Consider the following 16,046-nt stretch of genomic DNA (forward strand, 5'->3'; position numbering starts at 1 on the left):
ATTTTGCAATCGATAATGAATGAAACCCTAGTTTTTCTTTGGTGCAAGTGCACCATTGATATGCAAAAAGTATTTATACCAAGGCGCCCTTCCAGTAAACTTCACAACCACGTAATTACCGCAATAGACGAATGGCGATTCCTATCGCAAAAACTGATTAACAGGAGCCTCAATGTTAAGCGCACAACAGCTAGCCACCATGCTTTCACTTCAAGATAAAATGAATGCAAAAGTAAATCCCGACTGGCTGAATGCTGGCTACGGTTATTTAAGAGCTGCTATGGTCGAATCGGTAGAAGCCATAGAACATCACGGCTGGAAATGGTGGAAAGCACAGCAAAAAGACCTGCCACAGCTGCAAATGGAATTAGTCGATATTTGGCATTTTGCGCTAAGCGCCTGCATTATCGATTTTAAAGGCGATATTTCTGCGTCGGCAGAGAGCATTGCGGCAGAGTTAGCAGCCAGCAATCTTAATGTAACCTTCGACAATACCAACTACGACGTCGCCAACCAGTCGTTATTAGACAATTTAGAACTAATGACGGGTTTGTGTGCCGCCAAGCGATTTAGCGTACCGCTATTTATGCATATTGTTGCGCAATGCGAGATGTCGCCTGATGAACTTTATCGGCAATACGTTGGAAAAAATGTACTTAACTTTTTCCGACAAGATAACGGATACAAAGAGGGTACCTATATTAAATTATGGGGCGGTAGAGAAGATAACGAACACTTGGTAGAAGTAATGAACTCGCTTGATTTATCAAAACCCAATTTCAGCGATTTAGTGTATCAAGGTCTTCAGCAGCGCTACGAAGAAACGCAGTAATCATATCCAATATTTTGACATTATAAGTACACAATTAGCTATGCATTAGCACTGCCACCTGCAAGGCATTAGCACTGCCACCTGCAAGGCATTAGCACTGCCACCTGCAAGGCATTAGCACTGCCACCTGCAAGCTTATTAGACAAACACTGCATATAAAAACGGGGCTCTTTTGATAAGAAGCCCCGTTTCTTTTTCGTTTTATACTTTGCTTTTCTCTTACAACTTTTAGTCGAGGGCTAAACCCTAATTTAGCCGCTCTTTACTTTGCACTTTGCGCTAAGCATCTACCCAAACTAACTTTTTAGTGTAATTGCCTTGAATTACATCAACAAAACGTTCTTCTAGAACATGACGTTTCACCTTGAGTGTCGGTGTAAGAAGGTCGTTTTCAATGCTCCACTCATTACTCATAATCACCACCCTGTCCATAACTTGGTGGCTTTCTAGCTTGGCGTTAATATTCTCGAAGGTTTTTGTCAGGCTTGCTTCAATAGCCGCTTTGTCTTTTTTCTGCGCCTCTTCACTAAGCACAAGAAGCGCAACAGGTTGAGGGAGGTTTGTACCGGTCACACACACCTGTTCTACCACAGGGTTTTCCATAAACTTAGCTTCAATAGGCGCTGGCGTTACATACTTCCCTTTCGCTGTTTTGAAGATATCTTTGAGACGACCGGTGATTTTCACGTAACCATCGCTATCTATCACGCCCTTATCCCCGGTACGCAGGTACCCGTCTTCGGTAAATACCTCTGCAGTTTTCTCTGGCTCTCGGTAGTACTCAATCATATTGCACGGCGACAGAACCTGAATTTCACCTTCGTCTGACGTTCGAATGTCTACGCCTTCATAGGGCTTGCCAATACAGCCAATTTTGTCGTGCCTGAAAGGCACACTGCCCGTACCGTAAGCGCTATTTTCGGTCATGCCCCACCCTTCGGAGATATTGATGCCGATTTTTGCAAACCATTCGATAACAGCAGGGGCTAACGGTGCGGAACCACTTGCCCACAGCCTAGCATTATTAATACCTAGTCCATTGCGAATTTTCTTCGCCACGATTTTATTTAAGATAGGAATTTTGAGAAGTGTATCGAGTTTCTTCTGTGGCATTTTAGCGAGCACGCCCATTTGGAACTTAGTCCACAAACGAGGCACCGAGATAAACAGCGTAGGCTGACAATGTGCCACATCGCGCTGAAACGTCGCCAGGTCTTCTACAAAGTGGATTTTTCCACCGCTGTAATAGCTCGACAATTCAACCAACACCCGCTCTGTAATATGGGCAAGAGGAAGGTAGCTGAGTGTTCTATCGTTTTCATTAATACCTAGCTGATCTAGCGAGCGTCTCGCTGCCCAACAGGCTGTATTGTAACTGTGAACAACCCCTTTCGGCTGCCCCGTACTGCCAGACGTGTAAATGATAGTCATTACATCGTTCATGTCGTGCACCGGTGAAGCTTGCAACGGCTCACAATCAATAAATTCGTTCCACTGCTGAGTCGCTGGGATATTAGGATATGGGAACGCCACCGTTTTATAGGTTGACGGAATAGAAGCCACCTGTTGCTCTGTATTATCCAATTTACCGACAAACAGAAGCTGTACGTCAGCATGCTGAAGTACGTACTGAACGGTATCTGGACCCGCGGTAGAAAATATAGGCACCGAAATATGCCCTGCCATCATGATACCTAAATCTGTGATAAACCATTCGGCACAGTTTTTAGAAAATATGCCAATTCGACTACCTGGTGGTAGCGACATTTCGCAGAGTCTGGTGGCCACTCGTCTTGCAAGATTGGCTACTTGCTTCCATGTAAAATCATGGTATTCGCCCTTGATAGGCTGAGTAAGGAATACGTCATCCCCACGGCTCTTTTCCCAGTGGTACAACATACTTAATGGCGATTCGATTACTTCCGTGCTTTTTGCATTTGCTGTCATATCTAGCGGCATAGTTCACTCATTTGTTGTTATAATGTAGCTCATTTTTACAATGATTTCACAGAAGTATAATAAGCCTTATTTTTTATAGAATGACAAGCTTTTTAAACAGGCGTTTACTTTACAACCTGCACAGACCGTGGGATGGCGAGCACAATTTAGTTTTTTTATAGTCGCCGCTATAGTTTTATTATGAAGGGATTGCTGAAACATTGAGCGAAATCATTAACCTCAAAGTTTGTTACCACTGTTTAAATAATAACGGTTTTATCTCTTTAGCAGATGCCGGTTTCGCATAATAATAGCCCTGGTGGAATATACATCCTCTATTGAGTAATGCCGTAGCTTGAGCGCCTGTTTCTACCCCCTCTGCTATGCATTTCATCTTCAGATTGCTGGCAAGTGAAATAGTGGTAGACACCAAAGCCTCGTTGGCATTTCCAGGCGCCATTTCATTCACAAAACTCTTATCAATTTTTAGTACCGAGAGAGGATAACGCTTAAGGTAACTCAAAGACGAAAAACCTGTACCAAAATCATCAAGGGCCAGTACAAATCCGGCATCGACAAAACGTTGAATTTGGCGAAGTGCATTGTCTGTATCATCTATCAATACCCCTTCCGTAATTTCAAAACGGAATGCCTGTTCAGGTAAATCGAACTCCTTTAGCAGATCAAAGACACTGTTTAGGTCAAATTCAGTTTTAAAATGCAGAGCAGAAAGGTTTATAGAAACATATCCAGTAAATCCGTCTTGATACCATTCAGACAAATCCGACGCCGCTCTACGCATTGCCTTTCGCGTGACTTCTATAATGTATCTTAGCTCTTCTAGCACAGGAATGAACTGGTCTGGGAACAAAGGCTTGTCGTCTAACTTTCCTCGCAGCAGCAGCTCCACGCCAACGGTTTGGTTGGTTTGCGCATTTGTAATGGGTTGATAGTAGTTGAAGAAACAATCATCAGAATAGGCGCGTTTTACCCTATTCTCTAACAGCAGCCGTGATTTCGCCTTTTCATTCATATCATTGGTGAAATAAGCAAAACCATTGAGGGTGTCTTTTTTCGCCGTATACATTGCTACGTCAGCCTGCTTGATGAGTTCCGCAGGCTCATGAGCATCGTCAGGGTAAAACGCAACTCCGATACTGCAAGACACTCGCAGTACCTCACTTGATAGGGATATAGGGGTTTCCACGGCTTCGATAATCTGCCCAACAAATGGGCTTAAATCATCATCGTTGTCTACTTCTTCAATAACAATAACAAATTCGTCCCCCCCTAAGCGGGCAACTGTGCCGGAATCTGCAACCAAATTGCGCATTCTATTGGCCACAATGCGAAGTAGCTTATCACCATAGTCGTGCCCTAAAGAGTCGTTTATTCCTTTAAACCTATCTAGATCAACAAACATGACAGACACTCGATGGCCGTGATGACGAGCAAGGGCAATGGCGTGCTCTAGACGGTCGAGCAATAGTGTTCTATTCACCAAGCCGGTCAAACTGTCGTAGGTTGCAATTTTCAGAAGCTTCCGCTCAGCTTGCTTTTGTTCTGAAATATCTGAAATAACAATTAAATAGTGTCCTGGCACATGACCGCTTCTGCTTATGGCACTGATGTCTATGAGGACGTCGTAACGTTTGCCGTCGGCTCCGTCGATGACGCCTTTATCCTTCCAAAAATCTCCACCCTGCATGTTGACCAGTTTGTCAGAGAGCTGCCGAGCTAAATTTGGGTAACGAAGATAAAGTCGATTTAACTGCTTCTTCAACGGTTCTTTTTGATTAAATCCAAACACCTGCTCAAAGGCCGGGTTGGCAGCTACAAGTTCTTTGTTTTCATCAAAGATAAGAACCCAATCACGCGTTTGCTTAAATGCGTCACTAAAGAGTGATACTTGCTGCTGCGCTTTGCGTAGCGTAACCAATGCCTTGTGACGAGAGAATAAATACGACGCCACCAACGCTAAAATCAAGACAGCATACACAGTGTAGGCTGCTGGGGAGCGATACGGTGCATAAGGAACAGTCAGTGTTATTTGCGCTGGTCGGTAGCTAGTTTCAAAACTGCTGGGCGTGGGTGCGACTGAGAAACTGTACTTTCCTGGATCTAAATTGGCTAAGGTTATCTTAGCGTCCTCGGTGATACCCTCTGAGATAAGTTTGTTACCACTGAGGAGTTTGTAATAGTACTCTATCTCGCCGACACCTGATGTAACCAGCGATGAGAAGTGAATGGTTAAGCCATAATCATCATGGGCCAACTCAAAATGCTGGCCATCTAAATTTTTAAGCGCTTGGGGCAGTTGGCGCTGACCAAGAGAAACTTCTGTAATAGCGGTTTGCCGCGCCGATAAACTTCGCCCAGCCTCGGCAGTGTCTAATTGCTCTGGAGCAAATATAATAACCCCACTGGTAGAACCAAACGCCAAACGCCCATCTTCTAAGAGAATGGATGCCCCCTCGTTAAATTCTGATACCGACAGTTCTCTTCCATAGATAAAATTCTGTATTTTACCGGCATAAGGGTAGTAGCGATGAAGACCCTTGTGAGAGCTAAACCAAATATTACCGTCGCGATCTTTTTGCAACCCATAGGCAATATTGGTCTTTAACAGATTGGTATCGTTCAACTTATACAAAGGTTCAAACGTATCAGCATCAAGCCCAATTAAACCAATCCCGCTGTGGGCTAGCCATAAAACACCGGTATTATCAATTACCCAAGAATTTACAGACTGTTCATTCAATCGGTCACCTTCAGAAAACCGATATACAAGTTTTGGCTCGTTGGTTTTCCTGTTGATTAACCAGAGCCCACCTTCCATAGCCAAAAACATATCATTGTTGTGATATTCAGATTCTCCTAGAAACCTACTCGCAAATTTTACATCTAAGATGGCGGGATCAAAGGGCAGTGCTGTCAGCGTCTGACTAGCAAAATCATACTTGTAAAACTCGTTTTCTCCGATGAAATACAGTTGCCCATCAGAGGTTATCGAGAAGCCCGCGTCCCACGCATCCAGTAAACTTTTATCACTGCTATCCTTTGTCGGTAATGAGCTCGCCAGGCCGGTTTTTGGATCAAATAAACTCATGCCTTCATATCTTTGGATAACAAGTTTATCGTTAGGCGCAGGAGCTATTCGGTCGATGTTATTCAATCCAAGCAAAGAATCTTCAACGGCCTTTTTAAAATAATGCGTAGACGTTCCCGTAGACAAATCATGGTGAGTTAGGCCGTTAGCAGTTCCAATCCACAGTTTACCTGGTGTGGTTTCTGCAAGCGCCCATACCACATTGTCGCTAAGCTTATCGGTCTTGGCTTGTCTTTCATTTTGAATAGTGTAAATCTCAGAGCTTTGCACTACAAAATGCAAAGCTCCACCAAATATGCTGCTAAGCCAAAGGTTCCCATCACTGGTTGTTGCTATTGCAGCAATTTTCTTATCTGACAATGCCGAGCGACCGTTGTTGGGCTCAAGAATATGCTCGTAAGTCCACCTGCCTTCTTTTTTACTCAGCTCGTACAAGCCCCTGTTTGTACCTAGCCAGAACGCATTCTCCTTCGACTGCTCCATCGTCCATACGTTAGGGCCTGATATGGCTTGTTCAAACCGGCTATTTTTTCCTTCGCGAACCTGCGCCAGAAAACTCTCTTTATCAGTTGTAAAAACGCCGTTAACTGTGGCAATCCAAACTCTATCGCTATCGTCTTGCATAAGAAACTTTGCGTTTTGGTTATCTTCGGTGGCAGCGATACCGTTTAGGTAGTCAAGCTTTTCAAGCGTCGCAGAGGTTTTGGATGTGTCCAGAGTGAAAACGCCCGCCGAAGTTGCCACTAAAAGTATCTCGTCAACAGTGATGGCATAACGAATACCTTGAGAAAGCTGGATGAGGTCATCCGGAAGCGTGGCTAGGTTTTCAATCTCACCGGTTTGCGTATTCAGACGCTGAACGTTTTCCGATAGGGTAATAATAAGGTGTGTGCTGTCTTGCCAGTGAAAGGCATCGGCAAATTGTATGTAGTCTTGGTAATATTTATAGGGCGTAGGCGTTAACTGCTCAATCGCTTGGGTATCAAGGTCGACGCGATAAATTCCTTTGCCGTACACACTAACAAAGAGCGCCTCCCCCTCTTGAATGGTTAGGCGTGAGATGTAGCTGTTTGAAAAAAGATTGTCGCTATTATCAATTTCTTTTGTCTCTACACCATCCCATCGAACTAATCCTCCGTCTGTCGCAATCCAAACAAAGCCCTCGTTATCGACTACAATGTCGTTAACCACATCCTGAGGAAGGCCATTTTTTGTGGACAGCGGTTGGAAAACCGGGTTTTGTATTTTCGGCTCAGCCGCAGCTAGCGTGCTGAACAAAACGAAACATAAACTGATGTATATATACCGATGCATACCCGAGGTCGTTGTAGGCAGAAATGATTCTGGAGGAGTGTAACAGAAGAAAAGTCTTTTGGGCAGACCATAAAATATACATTAGTAATAAAGTATATAAAAGTTAAGCCTTTGATTCACCGCAGAGTTTTATTAGCGGCATTATTTTTTTAGCCAAATGCGCGATAACTTTGGCCGGTTACTAATCGTCAATCTTGTTGAACCGGTACTCGTCCAACAGGAATAACATTTCTACGTATACTCGGCTGTGGTGCCAATCGATAAAGATCACCGTTTTCGCCAACATAAGTTTTCATAACACCGACAGACTTTGCAATTTCAGCGTGTGCCAGTAAATGAGTCTGCTCTCCGTGAACTGGAATGGCTATTTGAGGCTTTACCCAACTATACATTAATTTCAGCTCTTCCGCGCAAGGGTGGCCACTCGCGTGAATTGGCAGTGGACTGGACTCACTGTGAACAGTTGATATTCCTTTTCCTTTAAATGCTTTGTCTAGGCGCGCTACCGTCTCTTCATTACCCGGTATAACGATACTAGAAAAAATAACCGTATCGCCTTTTTCTAGTTGTAAATGTGGATGCGAATCATGGGCAAAGCGAGCAAGAGCGGCGTTTTTCTCTCCTTGGCTTCCTGTGGCTACCACCAAAACTTCCTTGGGAGGAAGATAACCGAGGTGATGAGCATCTGCTACAGGCAAATCATCGGGCCAGATGCCTTGCTGACGAGCAATGCCATACATGTTCATTAATGACCTTCCGTAAAGTCCCATGTAACGACCGGTTTTTCGTGCAATTTTAGCAAGAGTGATAAGTCGCGCTATATTGCTGGCAAAACACCCAACTACCACACGTCCTTTTAGCGGTAGAATTGTGCTGAGAAGACCGTCGTAACAATTGCGCTCAGAAACAGAAAACCCTGGCTTGTTCGCATTCGTTGAGTCACCAACTAACGCGAGAATATTCTCCTTTCCAAGTTGTTTATAAAGTTTAGGTTCGAAAGGCTTCCCTGTTATCGGCGCGGCATCTATTTTCCAGTCAGCGGTGTGCAGAACAGCGCCTGCCGGGGTTTCTATTTTTAATGCGAAAGGCTCGGGTAATGAATGGGTTATTTCTAACCACTTCACTGTAAACACACCAATGTTCACTGAATCGCCCGCAGAAACTTCAACAATAGGTATTTTATTTGCGAGCTTACTTCTTGATAATTTGCGTCTTAGCACTTCCGCAGTAAAAGACGTGGTATAAATTGGCTTTCTAAAGCGTTGCCACAAATAGGGAATTGCACCCACATGATCTTCATGTGCATGAGTAATAACAATTCCCGCCAGTGCGTCTTTTTGGCCGGCAATAAAAGAGGGATCTGGTGCCACAACTCTGTGGGTTGTCTTGCTAGACTGAGTCGAATTTTTTTTATAGGGAGCAACGAGAGGTTCGTCAAAAGAAACGCCACAATCAACCATCAGCCACTGTCCATTATGACCATATAAGTTTAGGTTCATTCCTATCTCACCGGTTCCTCCTAGCGGAGCAAACCACAGATCATCAATGCCCGGCTCTAACACGTTATTTACCTCAATAATGTAACGCTATTATAATATACGACCCATTTAAGCTCAGCCTGACAAAGGATGGCTTATTTAACAACTCGCTACGAGTATGTGCTGCTGGCACGTCTTAGGTGCTGAGGCGAGCTCGTTTGTACTGGAATAAGCCCTGAATAACCACATTTGTACCCGCATGCAGATGATATCTTGTAAACGCAGTTCTCAATGCTTAGATCACTCTACAGAGACTGAGCGAACTCTTGCGGTGTTATCACCTCTCCTTCTTCCTCTGGCACTGGACATACAATTACCATTAAGTTGTCTTGAGACATGCCTGGTACCCATTTTGTCAAAAATTCATCAGTAGTCAGCGCCATAGCCTCACAATGCGACCAATCGTCTGTGGCCCAAAGAAGTGCTAGTTCAGCCTCTGGCCATACTGGCACGCCGTCGTCCTCATCGGTAGTTAGCATGACGCAGCCATGCTCGTCGGTGAGAATGAAAAGTTTCTTTTGTTCTTTTATGGAAGCAAGGCTTGCCTCCAACCGTTGAAATGTATTTTTCTCTAACATTGGGTGTATTGATGACATTTTTTTCTCGCTATGTAATTGAGGCGATGGAAGAGACACTCGCTATGATGTCAGCTAACCCTACCCGTCTAATTTGTTTCATGGTGTGAAGATATACTTTCAACGACGTATTATCGATAGAAGCGATGAGAGTGACTTCTGCACGCCCGCGTAATTGTGTCTCTATATTTGCCGGTAAAACCGCGATTCCGCCTTCCTCGCACAAGTTATTGAGTGCAAGCGACAAAGAGTTTGTTCTCAATTTTGCATCTCTAAGCTGTGGGTAGGCCGTGAGTAACCAATCTCTTGCCTTTGCCCCCCAATCAATAGCAACAAACTCTTCAGCATTAATAGAGTCAGATGATTTGCCGACTCTGTACAACCCCAGTGGTTGCTCGAATAGAACGACACTGTTTACGTCTTCAGACTTCAATGGTTCAGTAGAAAATGCAAGGTCAGTAACACGCTCGTGAAGCTGCCGCGAAAGGGTGTCGAGTGTTAAAACATCGGCTTTTACAGACCAATCTGGAAAATGCGTGTGCAAGTATGCCAGTGCATGGGGTAAAAAAAGATCGCTGGCTAGTTGCGTGGCACCACAAACCGCGTATTCAGAGCTTTGCACTTGGAGTTCCTGCTTTGCATCGCTCAGTGTGTTACATAACTGACGCGCGTAAGGCAGCAGCTTCTCACCGGACTGAGTAAGCTGAATACTATTTCGCTGACGGATGAATAGCGTAGTATGAAAATATTCTTCAAGAAGTTTAATTCTGGCGCTCACCGCCGATTGCGTAAGATAAAGATTTTCAGCGGCTTTGCCGAAATGACGAGTTTTAGTCACCTCAATGAATGTGGTGAGAAAGCGTATATCCATACTTGCAGTACAACCAGCGTAATTTAAGATCTGAGAGGCTTAAATAATACGTCAATTGCAGCAAAAAGCACAGCAATGCGCTATCAATAGATAGCGCACGATGATTTTTTAACCGAAAGCTTGTTTTAGTGAGCTTCTTCGTGCGAGCGACGCTGCTTGTCTCGGCGCAACATAGCGCGTTTTCGCATCGCTTTTACACTTTTTTCTCTCAGTGAATTCGGTTTCTTAGAGTGAAACTCTCCGTCATCCGACGCATCCCACTCCTCACTTTGAAAACGATAATCTTTACTCATTACAATCTCAAAAATTTTCTAGAAAGTATAACCACCCTTTGATTATTGCTTGAGTGGGGGGAATTGGAAATGAAATTTAATTATCGTATCGATAATAATTTTTACTTTAGGGCGTGGTGATCTTTGCTTTGCGAATTTCGGGCTAAATGGAAGCATTTCAGTACTGAAAGCCGCCGCTACACCGCGTTGCGCGGATAAAACTAAACACTCAGTGAAAGACGGTTTAAAAACATAGGTATGTAACAGGTCTATGAATAATTAGATAAATTTTTTTTATTGATAAGAAAAAAATCTTTTGCTTTATCTAAACGCAAACTTCATTTAAAAGTGCGACGTGGAATAAACAACGTTGGAAATTTCCTTATGAGCACAACGATTCGTCCGTCAACAAAACCATTTATTGATCGCCAAAAATTTCCTTATGGCTTTAAAAAGTCGGGAGACTTTAGTATTTCCGAAGCAAATCTACTTACCACATACGGCCTCACATTATTATCACTAGAGCGTGGAGATTTAGACCCTGAAAATGCTGAAGAGATGCATTTTGTCGACTTCACTAAAGGCAAGGCAGAAGCATCTTCAAGTATCGAAAAAGCGTGGTCGAAGTACGTTCACCTTGCTAGGGGAAAAAAACATTTTTACACCCTGCATAGCAGCGCGAGTAACCAGGCAGATTACGACGATTCCTATTCAGACGACGAATTTGACGTGGCTTAACAGGTTACAGTCTATTTAGAAACAGGCCCGCTGAATGCGGACTTTTTTGTTTATTCTGAACTGATCTCAATCAATCTATAGGCAGAACAAATTGAAAACATGATGTTTTTTAGCATTTAGGAACTACACTTAATGCAAGGTAATAAGCCTAAACTAACATTACGTTGGCTTAGACTTTTTATCACTATCTGCCAAGCAAAGGAGGCGCAAAGATGATTTTAAGTTCAAAGAAACTCACACAGTATTCAATCCACGCCACAGACGACAAAATTGGTGGTGTTAAAGACATACTCTTTGACGATGAAACCTACACTACGCGTTATTTAGTGGCCGATACGAATACGTGGCTTCCGCTTAGCCGAAAAGTGGTTATTTCACCTGTCTCGGTAACGCACGTTGATGTAGACGATAGTTCTGTTCATGTGGACATGACAGTAGAAACGCTTAAAAACAGCCCCTCTATCGACGAACACAAACCCGTATCCCGTGAATATGAAGAGCATCTATTTAAGTATTTTGGTTACGGATATTATTGGATAGGCCCAGGGGCCTGGGGTGAATATGCCTATCCGAACGAATTAGTAAGCGTACCTACCGATGAAGCCAAAGAAGGTGATTTACCGCCAGAGTCAACTAACCATTTACGGGCCTGCGGTGAGATTGATGGTTACGAAGTTGCAACTACCGATGACAATGTAGGTCATATTAGTGATTTTCTGATTGATACAGAAACATGGAAATTGGTAATGCTCGTGGTAGATACAAATAATTGGCTACCTGGAGGAAAGCATTTAGCACTTCTACCTACTGATATAAAAGAAATTGATTGGGCTGCTCATCATATAGCCGTGAATTTAAGTCACGATGCCCTTTTGAAGCGACCAGAAGTGGATGAAGAGCGATTGGGCGATGGCCATTACATTGCGGCCCTGGCCGCCCAAATCAATGATATATAGCTCAATGCTAATTGAGACAAAGGTTTAATGAGAACGTCCGCACCTCTGCGGACGTTTTTATTTACTCACAGAAAAACTCATACATTAATCCAATCAGCCGCTTTACCCTCTCATCGGATAGCCGATAATAAATGGTTTGCCCTTCCCTTCGTGTTGCAACCATATTCGATTCTCGCAAAAGGGCTAAATGTTGCGAAATCACAGGCTGTGAGACGGTAACCACTTGCAACAGCTCAGAAACCGACTTTTCTTGCTTTAATAAAGAGCAAAGAATCATAAGTCGCGTTTTGTTAGCAAACTGCTTTAAAAAGAACTCTGCTTCTGCAGAATGCTCCATCATTTCGGTGGGGCTTAGTAATATTTCCTCAGACATTATGAATCCCTGCTTTTGCTGAAAGTGACAAAGTACTTCAATATTATACTAAAGTATAAGAGTTTTTTCATAAATTACCTAAAATCAGGATTCGATGAGTTATATTATCTTGCGTTTGAATAATCACAAATATACATTAGTTTAACCTTATATTATAAAATTTGGAATAATCATATGCTTATTGATTTAAAAACACGCCTAGAAAATATCGACGTGGATATTAGAACAGTGTCAGCAAAGCAAGCTGCACAAGAAATTGAAAGCAATCAGGGTATGTTGATTGACGTGAGAGAGCCAGCAGAGGTAGCAGAAAATCATGTCGAAGCCTCGCTGCATATTCCAAGAGGCGTATTGGAGATGCAGATGCTAGAAAAGGCAAAAGATCCATCCACACCGATTTATCTGCACTGTGCTTCTGGTGCAAGAGCGAAACTGTCCGCCGAACAGCTTATAAAGATGGGTTATGAGAATGTTTCTGTAGTAACGTGTTCATTGGCAACCATAAAGCAAGTTCATCGAGCTTAGCAAAATGCGACTTACGCACTGTAGCGTTAGCTCTCATTCCATATTACTAAATCGTTTATTCGGTTAGGTTAGTCTTGAAATTACAGTGGACGATATATGCTGAAATCTACATTAGAACAATGGAGAATGTTTAAAGCGGTAGTAGACGCTGGAGGTTTTAATCAGGCGTCGGCAGTCGTCCATAAAAGCCAGTCTAGCGTTCATCATGCCGTACAGAAGCTCGAGAATGCTATTGGCGTGGTGCTGTTTGAAAATAGTGGCCGCAAGGTAAAGCTATCGCCGCAAGGAGAGCTCATGTACCGTCGAGCGTCATTTTTGCTCGACGAGGCCCAAAAGTTAGAATCGGTGGCCAATAGTCTTCGGTATGGCACAGAAACAACGCTTAGAGTAGCGGCAGATATTATCTTCCCCTCTCAGCTTCTTTATAATGTTCTCAACAAAGTATCTCAAGAGTTTCCTTTATTACGGGTAGAGCTTGAAGAGACCGTGCTGAGCGGAACAAACTCTATGCTCTCAAGCGGCAATGTTGATATCGGCATTTCTCCCTTCCCTTATCCCAGTGGATTTAGCGAAGACCTATGTGAAATAGAATTTGCAGCTGTCGCCCATAAAGATCACCCTCTGCATCAACTTGACAGAGTGCTTACGTTGGAAGATTTAAAATCTCACAGACAAATTGTAGTACGGGATTCGTCTGCTGAGCGTAAAGCCGATGCAGGTTGGTTAGGTGCTGACCAGCGCTGGACTGTCAGCCATGTAAGAACGTCCCTCGATATTATCGCTCAAGGGCTTGGCTTCGCGTGGCTCCCCATTGCCATTATCAAAAAAGAATTGGAAAGCGGCACATTAAAACCACTCCCGCTAAATAATAATGCAGCGCTACGAAAAACCTTACTTTATTTGTCTTTTGAAGATGGTGACGCACTCGGCCCGGCAGCACGTTCATTTATTGGGGAGCTTCGCTATCAGGCGATGAGCTTACCGTCTTCTGACTTCATCGCCATGGAAAATGGCGCATGTGATCCCTAAACTTCTCCTTAGTGCTTCACAAACCCTATTAAGTAAAATATTTCCCGATGCGAGCGGGTAATATGAGAGTAAAGTACAAGTCATAAAAAGTACCCACCGAGTAATATTTGCAGACAATCAAGTAAATTTGTCATGCCAATGCAAAATATGATGTTGCTAAGACAGCGCGTATTGCATCCGCTAAAGATTGCGACCCTCTCTCTCTGGCTCGTATTGCAAGGAGTGAATGGAAGTCAATTTCGCAGAAAAAAGCCGGCAAATTGAAGGAATGAATTTTGCAAAGGCCTTTCCAATACTCTACGGCGCGAAAACATAAACAGGCCATACAGACCATAAGAAGAAAGGCGCAACATGTTAACGTTTAACACTTGTGGCCTGAGTAATGATTAATTCTATGCGCTTATATAAATATTGGATAAGCACTGAAAGAATGCTGAATTAAGGCTGGGTTAAAATTCATCACCACAGCCCCTGTATAGTTTTCAAGATTTGAACACGCTTAAAAAAGTAGAAATATAAAAGCTACATTTGCACAACTTAATGATAGACTTTTGTATAAGTAAGAATTTATATTATTGATATTGTTATAATTTTTATATCAACGGATTAGATAGAGAAGGAATCCCACGTGCTTACCGTATTACTTGTCGACGACGATGCTGAATTTACTGAAGTAGCTTGTACCATTATTGAATTTTTAGGGCACGACGTTTTAACAGCCGCCACACTTCAAGAGGCGAGAGACTGGTTACAAAAAGAAACTTTTGATCATATTCTGCTTGATTTTATGCTGCCAGACGGTAGTGGAGCTCACTTGTTCGATGAGCTAGACATGTTGCCAAAGCGTCCTCGGGTGACGCTTATTACCGGCCACCCATCAGTGAAAAGTGTCATCAAAGGATTGTGCGGACCGAATATAGACTATCTTGTTAAACCTATTCAACGAGAAGATATTGAAGCCGTTCTTAGCAGAAAAACCGAAAAAGCAGCCCCTAAGCGAGACAAAATTGAAAAGCACTTTGACTCACTTATTGGTGAGTCGCCTGCCATGCAGGAGCTGTATAAATTAATTTCTCGAGTGAGTAAAACCAGTGCCAACGTCATGTTATTGGGCGAAAGCGGAGTTGGTAAAGAAGTCGTAGCTGCGGCTATTCATAAAGCCTCAGACAGCGAAGGTAATTATATTGCGACAAACTGCGGTGCTTTCTCGAAAGAATTAATTGCCAGCGAACTATTTGGCCACGAAAAAGGGGCATTTACCGGCGCTGTGGGACGTAAAGAAGGCGTATTTGAGCAAGCCGAAAGCGGTACGCTCTTTTTAGACGAAATTACAGAGATGCCCATCGATATGCAGCCTAACCTGCTACGGGTGCTCGAAAACAAAGTGGTAATTCGAGTAGGCGGTACCAAAACAATTCCTGTTAACTGCCGTGTGGTATCTGCTACAAACAGAACAATGGAAGAAATCGCTCAAAGCAAAGTATTACGGGAAGACATATACTTTCGACTAGCCGTTTTTCCTATCACTATTCCTCCCCTTCGCGATAGAAAAGAAGATATTACTTTATTAGCAAAGACGTTTATTGAAGAGTTTAATAAAGACAATAACGCCAGTTTTGAGTGGGATGAAGCACAACTTGAAACCTTAAAAGCATATGACTGGCCAGGGAATGTGCGGGAACTCCGTCATTTCGTTCACCGCGCGGCAATTATGAGCGATCCGGAAAGCAACGCGTTAGAGCTTCCTAAAACTATCGAATCGCCATTCGCTCAAAAGCAGAGTACAACACCTTCTCTTCAAGCAGGCCGCACAATAGAAGATGTAGAGAAAGAGCTTATTTATGCAACTCTTGAAAAAGTGAACGGTAATAAAACCATGGCTGCTGAGATGCTAGGGATTAGCACAAAAACGCTTTACAACCGTCTTCATGCCTATGGCGATTTAAGTAAAGACGAGCAGTAATTAAAGGCGAAGT

At 43.2% G+C, this 16,046-nt stretch carries 13 protein-coding genes; 6 read left to right on the plus strand and 7 right to left on the minus strand.

Annotated elements, in window-relative coordinates; all coding sequences use genetic code 11:
* The first annotated feature begins 172 nt into the window (after positions 1 to 172).
* Positions 173 to 832, plus strand: a complete 660-nt coding sequence (locus BM528_RS11105) for a dUTP diphosphatase (RefSeq protein ID WP_071979860.1) — start codon at positions 173 to 175, stop codon at positions 830 to 832.
* Between the two features lie 279 nt (positions 833 to 1,111).
* Here BM528_RS11105 and BM528_RS11110 read toward each other — a convergent pair whose 3' ends face one another.
* The 6 genes from BM528_RS11110 to BM528_RS18670 all read right to left on the minus strand — a co-directional run bounded on the left by BM528_RS11110 (position 1,112) and on the right by BM528_RS18670 (position 10,470).
* Positions 1,112 to 2,791 (minus strand): AMP-binding protein, encoded by a 1,680-nt coding sequence (locus BM528_RS11110; RefSeq protein WP_071979861.1) that lies wholly within the window; start codon positions 2,789 to 2,791, stop codon positions 1,112 to 1,114.
* Between the two features lie 229 nt (positions 2,792 to 3,020).
* Positions 3,021 to 7,193, minus strand: a complete 4,173-nt coding sequence (locus BM528_RS11115) for an EAL domain-containing protein (RefSeq protein ID WP_071979862.1) — start codon at positions 7,191 to 7,193, stop codon at positions 3,021 to 3,023.
* Between the two features lie 188 nt (positions 7,194 to 7,381).
* Complete coding sequence (locus BM528_RS11120; protein WP_083595268.1) at positions 7,382 to 8,755, minus strand: ribonuclease J; 1,374 nt, start codon at positions 8,753 to 8,755, stop codon at positions 7,382 to 7,384.
* A 221-nt stretch (positions 8,756 to 8,976) separates the two neighbouring features.
* The gene (locus BM528_RS11125; RefSeq protein ID WP_071979863.1) at positions 8,977 to 9,327 is read right to left on the minus strand and encodes a DUF2750 domain-containing protein; all 351 of its coding nucleotides are present in this window, start codon (positions 9,325 to 9,327) and stop codon (positions 8,977 to 8,979) included.
* 10 nt (positions 9,328 to 9,337) lie between these two features.
* Positions 9,338 to 10,177: a LysR family transcriptional regulator gene (locus BM528_RS11130; protein WP_071979864.1), complete on the minus strand. Its 840-nt coding sequence runs from the start codon at positions 10,175 to 10,177 to the stop codon at positions 9,338 to 9,340.
* Between the two features lie 125 nt (positions 10,178 to 10,302).
* Complete coding sequence (locus BM528_RS18670) at positions 10,303 to 10,470, minus strand: hypothetical protein (RefSeq protein WP_198033554.1); 168 nt, start codon at positions 10,468 to 10,470, stop codon at positions 10,303 to 10,305.
* A 363-nt stretch (positions 10,471 to 10,833) separates the two neighbouring features.
* Between BM528_RS18670 and maoP the strand changes: the two genes are divergently transcribed.
* The gene (gene maoP / locus BM528_RS11135) at positions 10,834 to 11,187 is read left to right on the plus strand and encodes a DUF413 domain-containing protein (RefSeq protein ID WP_071979865.1); all 354 of its coding nucleotides are present in this window, start codon (positions 10,834 to 10,836) and stop codon (positions 11,185 to 11,187) included.
* Between the two features lie 212 nt (positions 11,188 to 11,399).
* The gene (locus BM528_RS11140; RefSeq protein ID WP_071979866.1) at positions 11,400 to 12,143 is read left to right on the plus strand and encodes a PRC-barrel domain-containing protein; all 744 of its coding nucleotides are present in this window, start codon (positions 11,400 to 11,402) and stop codon (positions 12,141 to 12,143) included.
* Positions 12,144 to 12,204: 61 nt separating this feature from the next.
* Here BM528_RS11140 and BM528_RS11145 read toward each other — a convergent pair whose 3' ends face one another.
* Positions 12,205 to 12,516 carry an ArsR/SmtB family transcription factor gene (locus BM528_RS11145; protein WP_071979867.1) on the minus strand — a complete coding sequence of 104 codons (312 nt, stop codon included), beginning with the start codon at positions 12,514 to 12,516 and terminating at the stop codon, positions 12,205 to 12,207.
* 174 nt (positions 12,517 to 12,690) lie between these two features.
* Between BM528_RS11145 and BM528_RS11150 the strand changes: the two genes are divergently transcribed.
* The 3 genes from BM528_RS11150 to BM528_RS11160 all read left to right on the plus strand — a co-directional run bounded on the left by BM528_RS11150 (position 12,691) and on the right by BM528_RS11160 (position 16,033).
* Positions 12,691 to 13,041 (plus strand): rhodanese-like domain-containing protein, encoded by a 351-nt coding sequence (locus BM528_RS11150; RefSeq protein ID WP_071979868.1) that lies wholly within the window; start codon positions 12,691 to 12,693, stop codon positions 13,039 to 13,041.
* 96 nt (positions 13,042 to 13,137) lie between these two features.
* Positions 13,138 to 14,070: a LysR family transcriptional regulator gene (locus tag BM528_RS11155; RefSeq protein WP_071979869.1), complete on the plus strand. Its 933-nt coding sequence runs from the start codon at positions 13,138 to 13,140 to the stop codon at positions 14,068 to 14,070.
* 628 nt (positions 14,071 to 14,698) lie between these two features.
* Positions 14,699 to 16,033, plus strand: a complete 1,335-nt coding sequence (locus BM528_RS11160; RefSeq protein WP_071979870.1) for a sigma-54-dependent transcriptional regulator — start codon at positions 14,699 to 14,701, stop codon at positions 16,031 to 16,033.
* Positions 16,034 to 16,046 lie beyond the last annotated feature (13 nt).

The sequence above is a fragment of the Alteromonas sp. RW2A1 genome (assembly GCF_001886475.1).
Classification (GTDB): domain Bacteria; phylum Pseudomonadota; class Gammaproteobacteria; order Enterobacterales; family Alteromonadaceae; genus Alteromonas; species Alteromonas hispanica.

What these genes read in the sequence shown, in the direction of transcription:
- BM528_RS11105 (WP_071979860.1), top strand. Translation starts at nt 173, where the DNA reads ATGTTAAGCGCACAACAGCTAGCCACCATGCTTTCACTTCAAGATAAA.
- BM528_RS11110 (WP_071979861.1), bottom strand. Translation starts at nt 2,791, where the DNA reads ATGCCGCTAGATATGACAGCAAATGCAAAAAGCACGGAAGTAATCGAA.
- BM528_RS11115 (WP_071979862.1), bottom strand. Translation starts at nt 7,193, where the DNA reads ATGCATCGGTATATATACATCAGTTTATGTTTCGTTTTGTTCAGCACG.
- BM528_RS11125 (WP_071979863.1), bottom strand. Translation starts at nt 9,327, where the DNA reads ATGTCATCAATACACCCAATGTTAGAGAAAAATACATTTCAACGGTTG.
- BM528_RS11130 (WP_071979864.1), bottom strand. Translation starts at nt 10,177, where the DNA reads ATGGATATACGCTTTCTCACCACATTCATTGAGGTGACTAAAACTCGT.
- BM528_RS18670 (WP_198033554.1), bottom strand. Translation starts at nt 10,470, where the DNA reads ATGAGTAAAGATTATCGTTTTCAAAGTGAGGAGTGGGATGCGTCGGAT.
- maoP (WP_071979865.1), top strand. Translation starts at nt 10,834, where the DNA reads ATGAGCACAACGATTCGTCCGTCAACAAAACCATTTATTGATCGCCAA.
- BM528_RS11140 (WP_071979866.1), top strand. Translation starts at nt 11,400, where the DNA reads ATGATTTTAAGTTCAAAGAAACTCACACAGTATTCAATCCACGCCACA.
- BM528_RS11145 (WP_071979867.1), bottom strand. Translation starts at nt 12,516, where the DNA reads ATGTCTGAGGAAATATTACTAAGCCCCACCGAAATGATGGAGCATTCT.
- BM528_RS11150 (WP_071979868.1), top strand. Translation starts at nt 12,691, where the DNA reads ATGCTTATTGATTTAAAAACACGCCTAGAAAATATCGACGTGGATATT.
- BM528_RS11155 (WP_071979869.1), top strand. Translation starts at nt 13,138, where the DNA reads ATGCTGAAATCTACATTAGAACAATGGAGAATGTTTAAAGCGGTAGTA.